The 19299-nt window shown below is 28.4% G+C and carries 14 protein-coding genes; 13 read left to right on the top strand and 1 reads right to left on the bottom strand.

Going from position 1 to position 19299, the window contains the following annotated elements; genetic code table 4:
• Window positions 1-311 precede the first annotated feature (311 nt).
• Complete coding sequence (locus tag ACT1UH_RS02070; RefSeq protein WP_444704802.1) at window positions 312-1073, bottom strand: hypothetical protein; 762 nt, start codon at window positions 1071-1073, stop codon at window positions 312-314.
• A gap of 209 nt (window positions 1074-1282) precedes the next feature.
• Between ACT1UH_RS02070 and ACT1UH_RS02065 the strand changes: the two genes are divergently transcribed.
• From ACT1UH_RS02065 to ACT1UH_RS02005, 13 genes are all read left to right on the top strand, one after another.
• Window positions 1283-3436, top strand: coding sequence for a HinT-interacting membrane complex protein P80 (locus ACT1UH_RS02065; protein WP_444704800.1), 2154 nt, complete (start codon window positions 1283-1285; stop codon window positions 3434-3436).
• Window positions 3437-3463: 27 nt separating this feature from the next.
• Window positions 3464-5197 (top strand): HinT-interacting membrane complex lipoprotein P60, encoded by a 1734-nt coding sequence (locus ACT1UH_RS02060; RefSeq protein WP_444704799.1) that lies wholly within the window; start codon window positions 3464-3466, stop codon window positions 5195-5197.
• Window positions 5198-5209: 12 nt separating this feature from the next.
• On the top strand, window positions 5210-5533 hold the full coding sequence (hinT, locus tag ACT1UH_RS02055; protein ID WP_438340342.1) for a histidine triad protein HinT: 324 nt from the start codon (window positions 5210-5212) through the stop codon (window positions 5531-5533).
• Window positions 5534-5562: 29 nt separating this feature from the next.
• Complete coding sequence (lysS, locus tag ACT1UH_RS02050) at window positions 5563-7029, top strand: lysine--tRNA ligase (protein ID WP_444704798.1); 1467 nt, start codon at window positions 5563-5565, stop codon at window positions 7027-7029.
• 83 nt (window positions 7030-7112) lie between these two features.
• Window positions 7113-7967 (top strand): DNA-binding protein WhiA, encoded by an 855-nt coding sequence (gene whiA, locus ACT1UH_RS02045; RefSeq protein WP_438340340.1) that lies wholly within the window; start codon window positions 7113-7115, stop codon window positions 7965-7967.
• A gap of 248 nt (window positions 7968-8215) precedes the next feature.
• Window positions 8216-10339, top strand: a complete 2124-nt coding sequence (locus ACT1UH_RS02040; protein WP_444704797.1) for a P68 family surface lipoprotein — start codon at window positions 8216-8218, stop codon at window positions 10337-10339.
• A gap of 53 nt (window positions 10340-10392) precedes the next feature.
• Complete coding sequence (locus tag ACT1UH_RS02035; protein WP_444704796.1) at window positions 10393-11361, top strand: thermonuclease family protein; 969 nt, start codon at window positions 10393-10395, stop codon at window positions 11359-11361.
• On the top strand, window positions 11362-13317 hold the full coding sequence (locus ACT1UH_RS02030; RefSeq protein ID WP_444704795.1) for an ATP-binding cassette domain-containing protein: 1956 nt from the start codon (window positions 11362-11364) through the stop codon (window positions 13315-13317).
• Window positions 13318-14328, top strand: coding sequence for a carbohydrate ABC transporter permease (locus ACT1UH_RS02025; RefSeq protein ID WP_438340336.1), 1011 nt, complete (start codon window positions 13318-13320; stop codon window positions 14326-14328).
• Window positions 14270-15304 carry a carbohydrate ABC transporter permease gene (locus ACT1UH_RS02020; RefSeq protein WP_444704794.1) on the top strand — a complete coding sequence of 345 codons (1035 nt, stop codon included), beginning with the start codon at window positions 14270-14272 and terminating at the stop codon, window positions 15302-15304. Before ACT1UH_RS02025 ends, ACT1UH_RS02020 begins: the two co-directional genes overlap by 59 nt.
• A 3-nt stretch (window positions 15305-15307) precedes the next feature.
• On the top strand, window positions 15308-15499 hold the full coding sequence (locus ACT1UH_RS02015) for a hypothetical protein (protein ID WP_438340334.1): 192 nt from the start codon (window positions 15308-15310) through the stop codon (window positions 15497-15499).
• A gap of 95 nt (window positions 15500-15594) precedes the next feature.
• The gene (secA, locus tag ACT1UH_RS02010; RefSeq protein ID WP_444704793.1) at window positions 15595-18183 is read left to right on the top strand and encodes a preprotein translocase subunit SecA; all 2589 of its coding nucleotides are present in this window, start codon (window positions 15595-15597) and stop codon (window positions 18181-18183) included.
• A 302-nt stretch (window positions 18184-18485) separates the two neighbouring features.
• Window positions 18486-19268: a hypothetical protein gene (locus ACT1UH_RS02005; RefSeq protein WP_444704792.1), complete on the top strand. Its 783-nt coding sequence runs from the start codon at window positions 18486-18488 to the stop codon at window positions 19266-19268.
• Window positions 19269-19299: the final 31 nt, after the last annotated feature.

Raw genomic sequence — 19299 nt, 5'->3', positions numbered from 1 at the left:
TCAGCATTTTTGCTATCAAAGAAAATTAAAAAATCTTACATAGTATCCTCATATTGCATGTTATCATCCTGCTTACCAATATGGATCGCTTTATTTATCTCTGCATTCACATTGACGAAAATAGTATTACTTGTATTCATATGTATTACGCTAATATTAATAATTGTTTCAGCAATTGTATTTGGTATTGCTAGAATAAAAGTTGCTACTCAAACCAAAAAAAGAAGAATAGCTGAAAAAAGAGCGTAATTAGTTGAAGAAAAAAAGCCAGTAATAAACTGGTTTTTTATTTTAATTTAAGAAAATCTTAATTATTTATCATCGTTGTTAGAAACACTTTTTATAATGTCGATACATGAGCCAAAGTAATATGGAACTGCAATTTCTTTAATGTTTTTTCAATCACTTCCAAAGATGTTTCTTAAATAATTTTGATATTCATTTATAACATGAAGTTTTAGCCCATCTTTTTCAAAAATACGAATGTTATAGTTAGTATTTGTTAATCATTTTGTTAGAAAAAAATGATTAATTATTGGTGATGTTATAACAAAACCTTCATACATATCATCGTTTAGATCATTTACTAAATCCTTATAGTTTATCGATTTTTTTAAAGCCTTTAGGAATTTAGAAATAATAATTTTGTTTTTAATTTTAGGAATATTTGAATAATTCATAGTAGCATAATATTGTATAAAGCTTTTACTTTTATTAGAAAATTTATACATCTTTTTTATTTTTTTAATCGTTGTGGGAATGATTAAATTAATATCAACAAAAGGACAATCATTGTATATATTTTTACTATCTTCAACAAATTTATTTTGTAACGAATAATAGTCAGAGTGTTTGACCGAATCAATTACCTTGTGTGGATATAATTGTCTTAGTTTTTCATATGATTCAAAAGTCATCATTACTTCATAATGATCAGTTTCATTTCAATATTCCAGGTTATTAACCACTGCTAAAAGACTATTAAAATCAAGACTATATCAGAGCTCATGCTTACTACAAATATTAATAAATTCTTTCAAGATGTCAAGTTTATGGTTAAAAATTTTAGTCATATTTTAAAATTATAATTTAAATTTATTTTTACCTTAATTTATTTAATTTGCTAATTCTCTACTAAATATTGCTTAACCTGCCCGTGTTAACTTGGTTTTGTTGTTAGCAAAATATATGTAAAAAGTGGTAAAATTTTGTTATCTTATTTAATTAATTAAATATGAATATTTTTATTTGTACATTACTATATTCAGAATGAAAGGCAAATATGTCAGAAAAATTTAAAAAACAAATAACCACTGAACAAAAAGCTAAGAGAAAAAAGGTCATTTGAGGCACTTTTTGAGCAACCGCCATTTCAGCTGTTTTAGCAGCTGGTATTTCTATTCCACTTGTTCAAGCTTCGAAGGCCCTACCTGCTCCAACTCCGATATTGGATGAAAAAAGCTCAATTATTAAAATCATTCAACCAGATGGTTCTATTAAAACTTTAACATATGGCGAGCTAGACAAAAATCCTACTCTAACAAATAAAAACAAAAATATTTTTGATTCTATTGAAAAAAACATTGCCAAATATCTTTATGAGAAAGAGTATGAGGCTTCTTTATGATATCAAGCAGTTTATAATGCCGACAAAGCAAAAACAGATGAAAAATCTTTTGCCCTAGATTCGATTGATAAAATTAAAGAAAAAGTGCAAAAAGAAATTGATGATTTAAAAAGACAGTATCAAAAGCAATATGGCCTTGAACAAAAATGAGAAGAAAAATTCTTAGAAGAGATTTCGAAGCCATCATGAGGATCGTCAAAAAATGAGAAACAAGCTTTGGAATACCGAGTTAATTTAGAAATCAACAAAAATGCTTATCGTAGATATAAAACCGAAGTTAATACTGATTGAACATACAATGAATTAAAAAATGGTATCCTAGCCAATAAAGATGTTTTTTATGAATACAATGGCAAAAAAGTTGAAATAGCTAAAAAAGGCCAAAAAATATTTTTGCCTTTTGCTCATGAAAACAAAAATTATGTATTACCAGCAGAGGATTCAATTGAGTCACAAACAAATTCACAAGCTTCAATCAAAATTCCGATGTTTGTTACAACATCATTTGTTAAGGAATTTAGAAATCCTGAAAGATTTATCAAGCCATGAATCGACAGAAAACAAGCCATTTTATCAGAATTTTCATTATCTGCTCATCAAGATACAACTGGTGCTGAAAAACCATGGATTGTAACAAAGGCTGAAATAATTAATCTTCTTAAGTTTTCAGCATATCCGGAAAATGATACTCACAATAAATTAAAACTTGCAATTGATGCATTAAATGATTTTAGAGGATTTAGCACATTAATAAAAAACGATAACATTACTTCAGATGATGAAAGACATGCAAAAAATGACCAGACATTAATTGAATATTTATCAGCCGATAAGGCAAATGCTTCAAAATTTGGATCAAAGGGTTTTGTTAATTTAAAACAAGCAATTTCTTCAAGTGAACCATCTTCATACTTTGGGCTACTATCAATTTTACTAGGTGACGCACAAACTGATAAAGGTATTTATAAATATACTCAAAAGGATAATTTGTTTAAGGATTTAAAGAAAAAGCTAATTGAGGCTTTAAAATCGCTTAGTGGTTATAATAATCTCGAAACAGATTTTAAGAAAAAACTTGAGAGTGCATTGAATGCAGATCCTACTTTAAAAGAAAAAAATGCTGATTACGTTGAGGAATATGCTAAGTATAATAATGAAGTTGAGAAAATAATTAATAACCTTGAAGATAAGGAATTTAACAAATTATTTGGTAATGCATTTAAAGATGTATTTGTGAAAGATAATAAGGACAATAAAATTAACGCTATTTACAAGGTCGGGGAAAATTTTGTTTCAGTATCTCCAAAAGGAATATTAATTCAAAATTTACACAAGTTTGATACAGTGGAAGCTGTTCAAAAATTAATTGTTAAAGATTTAGCAATTAAATCAAAAGCAAATTACAAAAATACATTTACTAGTGAATTATTTAATTTAAATACTATTTTTGCAGATATATTGGATACTACATATCAAATCAACGATCTTCTTTCACAAGATACATTTAAAGAATATTTAAAACAACAAAAATTTACTCCTATTGATTCGGATAAAGAAAAAAACTTTGATGATGCAGATATTAAAGGAGCTTTAAACTATATTTCAACACTAGAGCAAACAAATAAGGCAACTATTGTAAATAAAAAATATGGTCAAATAAAAGATTTTATTAAGAAACAAATTAATGATAATCTTGTAGCTGACTTTGAATATGATACAAGTACAAATAAATTTATAATTAAACCACATGATAATAAAGATATTATTTCTTATTTATTTGACATCATAGTTAAATATGTTTTAGAATAGAAAAATTTTTATAAGGAAAGGAAAAAAATGAAAAAACTTTCAAAAGTATTGCTTAGTTTATCACCTCTAATATTTTCTGGTGTTCCATTACTAGTATCATGTGCAAATAATAAATCACAAAATAATGCTGAAACCCCGGGTTATCAATCAGGTTTTTTAAAACAGCAAACATCAAAGAATCAAATGATTTTATCAGTTGTTGATACATATCTTGAAAAATTTTATGTTAATGATTTAAAAAATATTAATCAAAAAGACAAAATTGCTTCTGCGATTGAAAATAAAAATAATCAGCTTCATAAAGATTTATATGACTTATTTAAATATTATGCCTCTGTTTCACTAAATACTGATGCTCAAAAGTTTTGAAATCTAAAACATGATTTTATTCGATTAAATATTGACACTAGCACCTATAATCCAGCCCCTGAAAATATTCCTAGCGAAGATGAATTTATATTTTTAATGAAGAATTCTAAATTCTTGCAGGAAAATCTTAGATTAGAGTTAGAAAAAATGCTAGTTTCTAAAATTTATCTATTAAAATCAAGAGATGAGTTTAAAAAACTATCCGTTAATCAAAATGGCCTAGATAAATATCAAGTAAGTCTCGAAGAGGAAATAAAGAAAGATTCAACTACATTGTTAAAAAAAGATATTTATGATGCCCTTGATTTTTCAAGTAATAATCTTTATTTAATTAAGTATCTTCTTGAAAACCCCCTTATCCAAAGATGATCATTTACTGATACAAAAGATATGAATTTAAGAATTGGTAAGGCAAATATTTCAACCTTTAACGATTTTAACAATCTAGCATCATATAATCCTAAAAAAACTCAACAGTATGATTACAATCCGGTTGCCAAATATCCCGAATATATTTTAAAAACTGGTGCTTCAGAAGGATTTGAACTTAAAACATTAAGAGCATTTAACGGAATTGTTGCTAATTCAGAAACAACAGGCGATTTATCAAACTCATTTTACACAGCCAAAAAATTTACTTCACCTGTTTTTGGTTTTGTAGATCCAAAAACTAAAAAAGTATTAGACCAGGACTATTTTAAATTAGCAAAAATTCTTGCTCAAGAAAAGAAGTTACCAAAAATTAAGGCCACAGCATCGCTCAAATCTAAACAAGATAAGGAAGAAAATTTAAAAGTATTTAATGCTAAGGATATTGAATTCGAAGGCCTTACAAGACAAAATGATAATGAAAAAGTATTTACTAAAGAAATAACTTTATTAGAAAACAAAAAATATACTCTTATGTTTGAATTAAAAGACTCGATAACTTTTAGTGGTCAAATTCTAAGAGCGCCAATGAGATTAAGTATTAAGGAACTTGGATCGAGACATTATTACGATTTTAGTGCTGAATTAGAATATAAGGATAAGAAATTTATAGACCAAACTAATGCAAATGATTATAACCTAGATAAGTATCCAACATTTATCGATGTTATTAATGATAAAAAAATTGATGCTTCATATGTAATTAAATTAGCACCATTATATTTATCTAAAAAAGTAAAAAATCTAAAAAATGAAATTGTTGATAAGAAAATTTTTACTTTTGAAAATACCCCATGAAATGATGCAACGCAGCAAAGTATTATTGCTAACTATATTGTTGTCTCAAAAGGAAACACATTGTTTAGAGAGGCTAATAAATATATAATAGACAATCTAGGATTTAAGTTAACAGAGCTAAACCCGATTGTTTTAGAATTATTTAAAGTGGAAGGATTAATTTAAAAAAAGAAAATTATGGAAAAAGATACATTCCAGAGAATTATTGATAGAGAAATACCCGCAACAATTATTTATGAGGACGCTGATGTTATTGCTTTTCTAGATATTGATCCAGTAGAAAAAGGCCATTTCTTGGTTGTACCAAAAGAGTTTTCACAAAACTTATATGATATCGAAGAAGAAGACTTGGTTAAATTGGTCAAAAAAGCTAGAAAATTAGCTTTATTACAAACAGATAAGCTTAATGCTTCTGGTTTCAAATTAGTTATAAATAATAATGAAGCTGCTGGACAAGCAATTTTTAGAACACATATTCACATCATTCCTTATTACGATTAGGATATTATTTTGAAAGATTATATAAATTTATGGAAAGAAAATATTCAGAACAAGAACAAATAAGAAGAAACAAAATTTCAATCTTAGCGCAAAAAAATATTAGAGCATTTAATTCAACTATTAGACCAACAATTTCATCGCAAGAAATAACGAAATTGTATGAAAGTAAAACAAGAGAAGCAATTGATGCTGAAAATAAATTTGTTGTTTTTAATGGTAGGGTTGTTGCTCAACGTGGTCCTTTTTTAGTATTACAGGACCGCAATGGTAAAATGCAAATTTATATTGATAAAAAAATATTAGATGAATTTTCTCAAGAAGTTTTAAAACAATTAGATCTAGGTGACATTATTAGTGTTGAGGGATTTATCTCTAAAACCCATACTGAAGCATTAATGATCAAGGCCTCAAAACTTGTTTTATTAACAAAGTCATTAAAACCATTACCTGATAAATACCATGGTTTAGTTGATGCAGAGGAAAGACGTAGACATCGTTATGTTGATACAATAGTTAATGAAGAATCAAAAAATACTTTTATCTTAAGAACCAAAATTATTAAAGGTGTACGTGAATTTTTTGATAATTTAGATTATCTCGAAGTTGACACTCCTGTATTGCAACCAATATTGGGTGGAGCTGCAGCTAGACCTTTTAAAACATTTTATAATGCTTTAAACCGTGAATTCTATTTAAGAATAGCCACAGAATTGCCATTAAAAAAATGTATTGTTGGTGGTCTGGAAAGAGTTTATGAAATTGGACGTATTTTCCGTAATGAAGGGGTTGATAGTACACACAATCCTGAATTTACCTCAATTGAATTTTATGAAGCATATTCAGATATGTGAGGAATGATGGAAAGAACGGAAGGCGTATTTAAACACTTAACCACAAAGTTAAATATTAAAAATGTTAAATTTAACGGCTATGAAATAGAATTTAAATACCCTTTTGCAAAGATTAATATGGTTGATGCCGTTTCGCAAAAAATAGGAATTAATGTCCGTAATTTAAGTGATGCTCAGGCCCTTGAATTAGCTAAACAACATGGAATCAAGACGCAAAAATATTATAAGTTAGGTCACGTTATTAATGAACTATTTGAGAAATATATCGAAGAAACATTAATACAACCTACATTTGTTTATGGCCATCCCATTGAGATTAGCCCCTTAGCATTTAAAGAATTAGATGATGACCGTTTTACTCAAAGAGCAGAATTATTTATTGGAACCAAAGAATTTGCTAATATGTTTACTGAGCTTTCAGATCCTATCGATCAGCTAGAAAGATTTGAGTCCCAACTTGAGGAAAGAGAAAACGGTAATGAAGAAGCAAACGAAATTGATTGAGATTTTGTTAATGCTTTAGAATATGGTCTTCCGCCAACAGGTGGTTGCGGAATTGGAATCGACCGTTTGGTAATGCTTCTAACTCAAAATGATTCAATTAGAGATATTCTCTTATTTCCACAATTAAAAGAAATAAAATAATTTTAAATAAAATATGTTCCACAATAAAGGACATATTTTATTTATTTAAAAATGTGTTAATATAATATAACTAAAATAAACTTATGGGAAATAAAACGTTTACTCAAACAATCAAAGAAGAAATTATAAATAGACCATTAAAAAAACAAGATAAATTAAACTTGTTAAGTGGTGTTTTTGCTACGTCAAAAATAGAAGAAAATGCTTTTAAATTAATCATTAATAATAAAATAATATTTGAATTTATTAAGCAGCTTTTAGTAGAACAATCAATTCCTTATTTTTTAGAAAGAAAAAATGAATTTGTTATTGAAATTGCAGATTTTTATAACGGAAAATTAAAATATGAACGTGAATATTTTTCTGGCATCTTTTTGGCATCGGGCTCAGTCTCAAATTTTGAAAGTTCTTCAAATCATCTTGAATTGAAGTTTTATAATTTTGATAATGCTTTACAATGTTTGACTATACTAAATAAATATAATCTTGAATTTAAATTATTAAAAAGAGAAAATAAATTTTTAATTTATTTAAAAAAAATTGAACATATTTGTGATTTTTTAAAAGCCATTGAAACGGTTAATTCATATTATCAACTTGAAGAATATAAAATTGAACGAGATTATTTTAATAATATAAATCGCATTACAAACTTTGATATATATAATCAACAACGAATTGCTAATGCTAATATCCAGTTTTTAGAAAACTATGATTTTGTGCAAAAAAATAACTTAACATTTCTTTTTACTAAGCAGGAATTAGCTTTTTTTAAAATTAAAAAAAATAATCTTGATAGTAGTCTATCTAACCTGGTGGAACTATTGGCTAATAAAAAAATTTATAAGTCAAGATCATCATTAAATCATTCGTTAATAAAATTAAGAACATTTGTAAAGAAATATAGTTCAAAAAATGTTAAACTAGCCAAAACCTAGAAAAAATAATATATTTTAAAATTAATTTGCATAAGTTTCTTAGCAATTTAAATGCTATTTTTAGGTTTAAAATCGAATGAATTGATAAAAATCCGTCGCTTTTATTAAATTAATAAAATTTAAAAAGTAGTAAAATTATATTGTGAATTACACAAATCAAAACTCACATTTCACAACTGAACAATAACGATTAGTTTTCTGATCGTTATTGTTTTTTGTTTTTAAGTAAAAAAATGAAAGGATAAATAATGAAAAGAAGTAATAAAATTTTATTCTCATTAAGTGGTTTATCACTTTTTGCAGTCCCTATGTTTTTAGCATCATGTGGTCCTTCACATTCTAGTGCTAGATATGACCAAGTTTATGATGGCAAATTAAAAATTGCTACTGGTTTTTCTGAAAATAATGTTCAAGGTATTGGATTAAAAACTATTGTTAGTGAATTTAACAAATGATTAAAATCTGGTTCAGCTGAAGAACAAGCTAAAAAGACTGAAAATGGTTATTTACCTGTTGAAATCGTTTTTACACCAAATGGTTATTCAACAAATGCCTTAGAAACTAAATTAAGTGCAAAAGAAACAAAAGAATTTTGAAATATAATGATTAACTACCCAACTGCTGCATCTATATTGGCGAAGTTGGACATGAATTTGGCTTTACCAAATGATGTTTATGAAAATTTGAATATTGCCGAAGCATTTAAGCATGTTAATGATGAAATTGGTGGTAATCTAGAATCAAAAGAAAAATGAGTAGTTCCATTTTCAAGATCTTCTGAAATGCAATCAGTTAATAAGGTTCTTTTAGGTAAATTATTAAAAGAATTAGAAGAAGCTGGTGTAAAAATGGGCAAAGATGCTTCAACCAAAAAAGTTAAAGAATACATTGATTATTACAAAAACACATCGCAGAGTGATGCTAAATACGTAGACACTGAGTGAGCAAAGAGCAAAGCTACTGATATGGAAGCTGCTAAAAAAAGTATCTTAGAACTAAATTTAACACTTGATGACTCAATTTTTCAAGAATATGATAAGTTAATTAATTTTGCTATTGCTGCCAAAAAATTATATCCAAGTGATTTAAATAAACCTATTTTAGGCATTGACTCATTAGCATCAGCTGTTAATGTTATGAATGTTGCTATCACTAAGGGCAATGCAAGCGCACAATATATTAATCCTTCATCAGGTCATGATCTTACTGGTGGATATGATTATGAATCGTTTAAACAAAATGGCACATTCCAAAATGAATTATTTAAAAAAATAACAAAAACTATTTTTGATGGCATTAAATCCGGGGCAGTTTGAATTGGTGGTGGTGGAGCTTTTGGTTCAAGCTTATTAACTAAACATAATATGGCAATAAGTATTGGTTCAACAGCCGGGTACTCACATACATATATAAGCGGTAAAACACAAACAATAAATTATATTAAGGATCAAAAAAATACAGTTGAAAAATTATATGAACTTAAAAATAAAGGTGCACAAGATGGCAATGATGTTGTACTAAAATTTAAATCAGGAAGCCATACAAATAATATCTATGCATATAATTTATCTCAAGGTACTACTGTTGGCCAATATGATAAACAATTAGTATCTAAAGAAGTCGGGACAAAATTAGCTGATGAATTTAATAAAAATAATAATTATCGCTTATTAGCCGGAAGCGTTGAAAACAATAACCTAGTTTTATCAAGTACACTAAAAATTGCACTTAGTCCTGAAGAAATAAAGAAAGTAGTTTCATTAGGTACAACATTTGTTAATGATGGAAGTTCATATGTATTAGTTGATAAGACTTTAATTTCACAATTAGTATTGAGCGCTGATAAATTATTGAATTTTGAAGATGCTGATTGAATCAGTACTCCATTGGTTAAAGATGCTTCTAAAGATAAGAAATCAGTATTTATTCAAGGGCCTTCACTTGTTTTGATTCATGCTAATGAAAAAGAAGATAAGGCAACTCAATTATTTGTACAATGATTGTTTAAGGAAAAAATAGCATCAATAAGTTTTACAAATAAAGGTAAAACTACTGAATACAAAGATGTTATGCCAATTGATGCATTTAATTACTTTGGTAGCTATATTTCGCCAACTGCAGATTACATTAATCAAGATGTAAATGAAATTAAAGGTTCAAATAGAGCATCAAAAATTGCATTTGAAAACTTCAAAAAAATCCAAACAAACAGCAAAGAATATCAACCAGCAGAAGACGTTTATTCAACATCTTCTGATAAACTAAGAGAATCAATTGGTGCCGCTGGTAGAGCTATTGTTAACAAGGTTTTAAATAAAAAACCAGTTAAATTTGAAGATTTTATTAATGAAATTCTTAAATTATTTGCATAATATCAAAATAAAAAAATACAAAATTTTTGTGTTTTTTTAACAAAAGGGAAGAAATGAAAAAAATAAAATTATTTTTATTAGCACCAATTTTTACCTTTCCACTATTGTCCGTTTCTTGTCAAAATGAAAAAACAAAAGAATACTATGATAATTTAAAATTAAATGCTACTTTTTTATTTGAACCTAGCAATTATCACAGTGTTGGAAAAACATTAGATAATGTTATTGAAACTGAAATTATTGATGATGTGGAAAAAGGGACAACTAAAAAAATCGCTTTATCATTATGAGAAAACTTTGGGGCTGTTGAGGGGCAAGTAACTCAAGTATTTGATGGTGATACTATTGAAGTTACAATCAAAAAAAATCTGACCTCAAAAACAACCTTTGAGAATGGACAAAAAATTAAGATTAGAATTCCATTAATTGATACTTTAGAGCAAAATACTAAGGGTACAACAGAGCGTGAAAGAAAATTATCAAATCTTGATAGTGCTTATGTTGAGGGTATTCTTCAAGGTAAAAATGTAAGACTAGTATCTGATAATTGGTCTAATAATTCATATAGTAGATACGTTGCATATGTATTCTTTGGCGATTCATTTGAAAAAAACTTTAGTATTGAAATGTTGGCTAATGGTTGGACATTACCAAGAATTGACGCTTTAGATTTTAAAACATTTGTTAATGATTATGAAAAAACCGAAAAGAGCGCAGTATTGTCTTATTTATTACCTTATGCTGCAAGGGCTTTTAATGACGGATATTTCAACAATAAAGGATTTTATGCTAAAGAAGGTGTTAATATTTCTGTCGGCGGTCAAGACCTTAACCTTAAATTTAAATTGCCAGTTGATTTGTCAAAAGAATATCAAGCTCATGGCTCTGATTTGATTAATGATGCATATCAATTTATGTATCCATTTAATATTGAGAAAAAAAATAAACAAAAATTTGTTAATCCACAAAATAATATTTTTGAATTTTTAGGAACTAAACAATCAAAGAAAGAAGTAAAATAAATGAAAAAGGAAAATAAAAAAATAACGCAAAGCCATATTCACGGTTTTTCTCAAGAACGTTATCAGGCTAAAAAATTAGTTCCTGCGATCGAAGTCAAGGATTTAGTCATTGACTTTGGTGAATCACTAGCTGTTGATAATGCTTCTTTTGCGATTGAAAAAGGAGAGTTAGTTACATTACTAGGCCCTTCAGGTTCAGGTAAAACTACTACTCTGAATGCCATTTCTGGATTATTGCGTCCTACAAGTGGAAAGTTATTTTTCTCTGGTGTAGATGTTACAAAGTTTTCACCTCAACAAAGAGAATTGGGGTTAGTGTTCCAAAATTACGCTTTATACCCTCATATGACTGTTTATGATAACATAGCATTTCCACTATTGAATGATAAACACTGAAAAGAAGAAATTATTGAAAAATCAAAATTAGCTCAACAAAAAATATTTGAACTAATATTTAAGTTCTATGGGGTTTCTGAAGAACTTATTTCTGAAACAAGAACAAAACTATACCACACTATTGATAATCCGCGCGAAACAAGAAATTATTTAACTGAGTTAAAAACACAATATAACAATATTATTGATAATGAAGTAAATAACTATAATTTCATTGTTACTAAAAAAACAGCTATCTTATCTAATTTAACTAAAAAAGTTTTAAAAGATATTAAAGATGTTAGGGAAGAAACAAATAAGTTACTTAATGACTTAGAAATTGAACGCGCTGCAAAAATAAGTGAAATTAAAGAACAAATTGAAATTATGATGGTTAGAGATAAGTCAGGGTGTGGTGATTTATTTGAAAAGCAAAAGAGTATTATAGTTGAATTTTCTAATAAAAGAAAAGAAATTAAACAACATCTTAAAGAAAAGATTAAGAATCTTAAAAATGAGTATGTTAAAAGATATAATGAAAGTAGACTTGAATATACTCAAAAGGTCAACGAAGCAAAACAAATTTTGAGAGAAAAAATTGTTGTTCAAAAGACCGATCCTATCGGAATGCAAATTAAGCAAATTAAGGAACGTTTAAAACATACGAAGATTGAGACGGAAACAGTATACAAAGAAGCTATTCGTTCTTTAATTATTCCAATTTTAGAAAGCAATAATATAAAAACAAGAAATTTAAAGAAGTCATTAAATGAATTAATTGCTTTATTGCCAGATGATTTACAAAAAGAAATTAGAATTTTAGGCAAAGATGTTTTAACAATAGAAGAAGCAATTATTAGAGATGTTTTAGATGTTGCTCAAAGAGTTGAAATTACTAAAAATTTACGTAAGAGACCAACGCAGTTATCAGGGGGGCAACAACAACGTGTTGCTATTGCTAGAGCTATTGTTAAGAAACCAAAGATTCTTCTATTGGACGAACCATTATCAAACCTTGATGCTAAGCTACGTGTTTCTACAAGAAAATGGATACGTTCTATTCAACAAGAACTTGGAATTACAACAGTCTTTGTTACTCACGATCAGGAAGAAGCTATGTCTATTAGTGACAAAATTATTTGCATGTCTACTGCCAAAGTTCAACAAATTGGCGCTCCAATGGAACTCTATTTAACGCCTAAAAATGAATTTGTTGCTAAATTCCTTGGTGTTCCTGAAATGACTATTTTTGAAACACCAATTAAAGATGGATATGTATATTACGAAGGACAAAAATTAATTAAAGCCCCTGAAAATTACAAAAAAGCAACTATTGACTTAGGATTTCGCGGTGAATCGTTGGTTGAAGACGAAAACGGAATTATTACTGGTGATATTAAATTAGTTGAATATCTAGGAAAAGAAATCCAAGCCCAAATTTATATAAAATCAATTGATAAGATTGCTAATGTTTTCCTTTCAGCTAAAACAAAATATGAAATTGGTGAAAACGTTAGATTAAGTATTAAAAGAAAAGAATTGTACCATTTGTTTGATGTTGATACAAAGGAAAGAGTTTAAATGAACACTTACTTTTGGAAAAAATATCGTATCAAAAAGACGGGGGAAGCTCTAAGTATATTAAATACTAAAACACCATTTTGAAAACCATTTTTATTGATGTTGCCTTCCTTAATTGCCTTGGCGTTTATGATTATTATTCCATTTATTCTTGTTATTATTGTATCATTCCGTGCCCCAACATCATTTAGAGGATTCGGATGATCAATAGCAAATTATTATCAAACAAAAGGAAAAGCAGGGGTTTTTAATGATCCTAAATTTGATGTAGCAGTTGTTAATTCATTGCTATATGCCGTTGTAGCTCTACCAATAGGGCTTTCAATATCAATATTAATAAGTTCTGCTATTACAACGGTAATTAGAAGATATGCACGTAGTTTTTGACAAACTGTTTTCTTCTTGCCATACATGACTGGTGCTGTAGCTGTTTCGCTAACATTCTCAGCTATTTTTGGTAAAACAAGTGAAGGTGCTATCTTTCCACTGTTGTATGGTTCAGGTAATAGATGAAATCCCTTTATAGTGATCTTGATCCGTGGGATTTGAGGAGGATTGGCCTTTCAAGTGTTAATTCTAACCACATCAATGTTATCAGTTAATCCTGACTTATATAAATCGTCAGCAATTGATGGCGCAAGTAGTGGGTCTCAATTCTTTAAAATTACTCTACCTTCAATTCAAAAAACAATTTCATTCTTATTTACGATAGGAATTATTAATGGTATTAAGGTCTTTCCGTTGGCCTTATATAATAACGATGCCTCAGCTTCTATTACAGAAAATGGTAGTACGTTATTGCTTTACATTTTTCAAGCAACAAAATCTGGAGAATTCGGAAGAACCGCTGCTGCTTCAGTGTTCTTATTTATACTAGGCACCTTAGTTTCATTTACATTGAAGAAATCAGTATCATCAATTTTTAAACTAAAAACTAAATTGGGAGAAAGAAATGTTATCAACAAGCTTAAAGCTGAGATACAAAAGAGAAAAATCAGCTTTAAAATCTAAACAAGAATTAATGTCCAAGCCTTATTCAACAACAAATGTATGAGGCAAAATATTCTCTTGATCATTTAAAATTTCCATATTAACATTCTTTAGTTTCTTAGTTGTTCTTCCGTTTTACTTTATGATTGAGCAATCGCTTGTTGACCCAAGATTTTATGGCCAACCAGGTTCAAAGATTGCTTGATGACCATTTGATTATGAAAAATTCTTGTCAAATGGTAAAGAGTTTGGCGGCAATTTGGGAACTAGTTTTTACTTTAGTAATTTCCTACAATCACTACAGGAAGGTTATCTACAAGCACTAGTATTCACAGCTGGATTTACAGCTTTATCTGTTGTTGTCAGATTATTCTTTGCAACTACACTTGGTTATGCATTATCTCTTAGAAATTGAAGAGGAAAAAATGCATTTTTCGGAATGCTATTATCATTGTTAGTTATTCCTGAAATTACTTTATTGTCTTTACAATATACGTTAGTTTCTAAAGCCGGTTGAATCGGTACTAAAAATCCATTAATTATTATTTCAATGGTTGTCCCATTTGCTACATCAATTTTTAATGCATATATGTATAAAAACGCTTTTGAAGCTATTCCAAATTCAGTTAAGGAATCATCGATGCTTGACGGGGCAAGTGGAATTAAGTACTTCTTTAATGTAGCTTTACCTATGGTTAAAGCCACAACATGAACAGTTATTATTTTGACCGCTCTTGCTTCATGGAATTCATATACATGACCTGCATTATTGTGAGATGCAGCACCTGGTAAAACTGCTGGTTATTATGCACCAATTAACTTATGATTATTTACAACTGGTAGAGTTGAAGTAGATGGTGGCGAAGCACAAATAATTTTATCGGTAAGAATGGCTGCTACAATTTTAGCTATTTTGCCTATGATGATTGTGTACTTTGTTTTAAGAAAGAGAATTATGGCTGCTATTTCTAGACAAGGAAATGCAACAAAAGGATAAACTATGGATTATAAAAATTACAGTATTATAAATGATCAACAAAAAACAAAAAAAGTTGGAAAAAGAGTTTTGAGTTTTGTAGGAATTTTAACAGTTGTTGTTGCTGGTTTAGTTATACTAGGATTCATAATCTATGGTTTAATTGTTGGTGTAACTAATATATTCACTCAAGACACATTAAGATTATTGAGTTAAAATAGAATATGCAAAATCTAATTAAAACAGATCTTTATAATAGGTCTGTTTTAATTTGTCTATTTTTTGCTAAATTTAATATAAAATATTAAATTATGAAATTTTTTAAATTCAAATCAACTGAAATGCGTATTGCAGAGCAAACATTAAAAAAAATTAATCAATTAGAAGAAAGTATTGCCAAATTAAGCGATGAGGAACTGAAAAATAAAACAATTGAATTTCGCGAAAGAATTAGGTTAGGCGAGAGTCAGGATGATATTAGACCTGAAGTTTTTGCTGTTTCACGTGAAGCAACAAAAAGAATTTTAGGCAAAAGACCTTATGATGTGCAAATGATAGGTGGTATTATTCTTGATTTAGGTTCTGTTGCAGAAATGAAAACAGGTGAGGGAAAAACTATTACATCTATCGCTCCCGTTTATTTAAATGCTATTGGTGGCAATAGTGTTATTGTTTCAACAGTTAATGAGTATTTAGCAGAACGTGATGCTGAGGAAATGGGACAAGTTTTTAAATTTCTCGGTTTAAGTGTTGGTATTAATAAAGCACAAATGCATACTAATTTAAAAAGAGAAGCTTATGCATGTGATGTTGTTTATTCGGTTCATTCAGAATTAGGTTTTGACTATCTAAGAGATAATATGGTTATGTCAAAAGAAGAAAAAGTTCAAAGAGGACTTGATTATATTTTATTGGATGAGGTTGATTCTATTCTAATTGATGAAGCTAAAACACCATTGATTATATCCGGTGGTGATCATGAAGAAAGTACAATGTATACTATTGCAGATTTATTTGTAAGAACATTAAACCAAAATGATTACTTTATTGACGAAGAAACAAAATCTGTTTATCTTACTGATGAAGGAATTGAAAAAGCAAATAAATATTTTAATTTAAGAAATCTATATGATCTTGAAAATTCGGAGCTTGTTCATAGAATTCAAAATTCATTAAGAGCTCATAAAGTTATGAAGCTTGACGTTGAATATATTGTTAGAAATGATAAGATCGAACTCGTAGATTCGTTTACTGGTCGTATTATGGAAGGTCGCGCCTATTCTGAAGGTTTGCAGCAAGCAATTCAAGCGAAGGAAAGAGTTGAGATTGAATCAGAAACAAAGACACTTGCTACTATTACATATCAAAATTTCTTTAGATTATTTAAAAAAATTAGCGGTATGACTGGTACTGCCAAAACGGAAGAAAAGGAATTTATTGATATCTATAATATGCGTGTTAATGTTGTTCCAACAAATAAACCAGTTATTAGAAAAGATGAAAAAGATGAAATTTATGTTGATATGCATTCTAAATGAATGGCCGTTGTTAAAGAAGTAAAAAGAGCCTTTCAACGTAAACAACCTATTTTAATTGGAACAGCACAAGTTGAAGATTCTGAGGTTCTGCATGAATATTTATTGCAAGAAGGCATACCACATACTGTTTTAAACGCAAAACAGGATGCTAGCGAAGCTGAAATTATTTCAAAGGCTGGCCAAGCAAGTGCTGTAACTATTGCTACTAATATGGCAGGACGTGGAACGGATATTAAGCCAACAAAAGAAGCTATTGAACATGGCGGTTTATACGTTCTAGGAACAGAGAAAGCCGAATCACGTCGTATTGATAATCAACTTAAGGGTCGTTCTGGCCGTCAAGGGGATATAGGTTATACTAAATTCTTTTTATCGTTAGATGACCAATTAATTTTGAGATTTTCTGTTCAAGATAGATGAAAGGAAATATTTAAGGAATATGGTTCAAATCCAATTCCTGGTGAATTAATTCGTTCAGCATTTTTGAAAGCGCAAAAGAAAATTGAAGGTTTTAACTATGATAGTCGTAAAAGTGTTTTAAATTTTGACGACGTTATTAGACAACAACGTGACCTAATATACGAACAACGCGACTTAATTTTGGAACGAGACGATTTGGGTTCAATTATATACAAGATGTTTAATGTGGCTGTTAAGCAAATTGTTAATAATCCTTATTTTGTTAAGAAAAATGACACAATGGATTTTGACAATTTTGCCGAATATCTAAATCGTAATTTTATGCTATTAACTCAGCATCAATTTGAACCAGGTGAAATTATAAAAATGGATCGTGAAGAGTTAAAAAATTATATAACAAATATCTGAAAAAAAGAATATGACCGTTTAAGACAAAACATAATTGAAAAATATGGTTTAACTTCATTAGTAAAATCAGAAAGAAATATTATCCTAAATGTTTTTGATTCAGGATGACAAGACCATATTAATGTTATGGACAAATTGCGTCGTAGCACTCATTTAGTTCAGTATGCTCAAAAAAACCCATATCAAATTTACACTAAATTAGGTTCAAAAAAATTTAAGGAACTTACTGATAGAATAGCAATGGAATGTAGTATTAACTTATTGAATAACTATGAGGCATTGCCTTCCTCAAATAGCCAAATTGATTTTCCTTGATTGGCAAATAATATTAATCCAAACAATATTCAAGAAAGCATTAATGCTGCAAATGAATTTATTAACTTTTTACTTGAATCAGAAAGAAAACGGCTAGTTTCTGAAGGAAAAACCCCAGAAGAAATAGTTGAAATTCTTAATAATCAAAAGAATGAAGTTTTGCGCGAATTTAAACTAAAATTAGAGGGTTTTGATTCCACAACAAAAAGAACAAATTAAATTAATTTGTTCAAAAAAGTGGCTGTTTTGCCATTTTTTTATTTCTTAGTTTAATGATTGAATAGCGAATTAAATAAAACTAATTTATGTTAGTGATATTTTCGCAGTAAATATGTTTTTTATTAGATCAATGACGTAAATTAGAATAATGTTAAGTAATAAAAAGTGCCTTCATAAATGCCTTAGTTTTGTCTAAATTTTGGTCATAATTAGAGCATTAATCGCGAAATTATGCCAAAACAAAAAAAAAAAAAAATACTATAAAATATGCTTTATAAACTCAATTAAACATAAGGAGAAAAATGAAAAAAAGCAAATTACTTTTTCTAGGATTTTTACCTGTTTTGGCAACACCAATTATGGCTCTATCATGTGCAAATCCCGCTAAACCAGAAGAACCAGAAAAACCAGCTGAACCAATGAAGCCAGAAAAACCAGCCGAACCAAAGAAACCAGAGACTCCAAATGAAGATAAAAATCAACAGTTTGGCGATAATATTAAAATTGTTTATGAAGATTTAAAGAAACATCATTCAAAAAAAGTTCTTACAGACTTAATAAAACAAAATAAACCAATTAAGGATTTATTAATTAAAAATGCAATTAAACTAGACTCAGTTGATTCAATCAATACTAACAATAATCTTATAAATAATATAAAAAATGAAGCACCAAAAATTGAAATTGATTTTGGTGATCCAACTAATGAAGAAATTAAGAATGTAATTGAAAACTTCTATTACAAGAATTTATATAAAGAATACGACAAAACTAAGGATGATGGCAATCATGGATTTGATTTTCCATTAGATGATGCATCTTATGGTGATTTAGATATTTTTTCAAAAAATGAAAAAGAACATAATGAACCATGGTATGAAGGTGATGAACCTGGTATAGCAAAACCAATGCAACCCTCACCAAAAGTGCAATCTAAACAAGAACAAAAAAGTGATTCTAAACCGAAAGTTCAAGATTTAAGCGGGCCATCAAAATGAGAAAATATTTATAATTCTTTCTTAAACGGAATTAATGGTAAAGGTCCAAACATTGAAATATATGGCATCCCCGGTGAAAAAAAATAGAAATTCAAACTAAAAACCAGGTTTATTCTGG

Origin of the sequence: Mycoplasma sp. 332 (assembly GCF_052378275.1) — a bacterium.
Lineage (GTDB): Bacteria > Bacillota_I > Bacilli_A > Mycoplasmatales > Metamycoplasmataceae > Metamycoplasma.
Note: the sequence above shows the minus strand (reverse complement) of the source record. Positions and strands in the feature narration are given on the sequence as shown.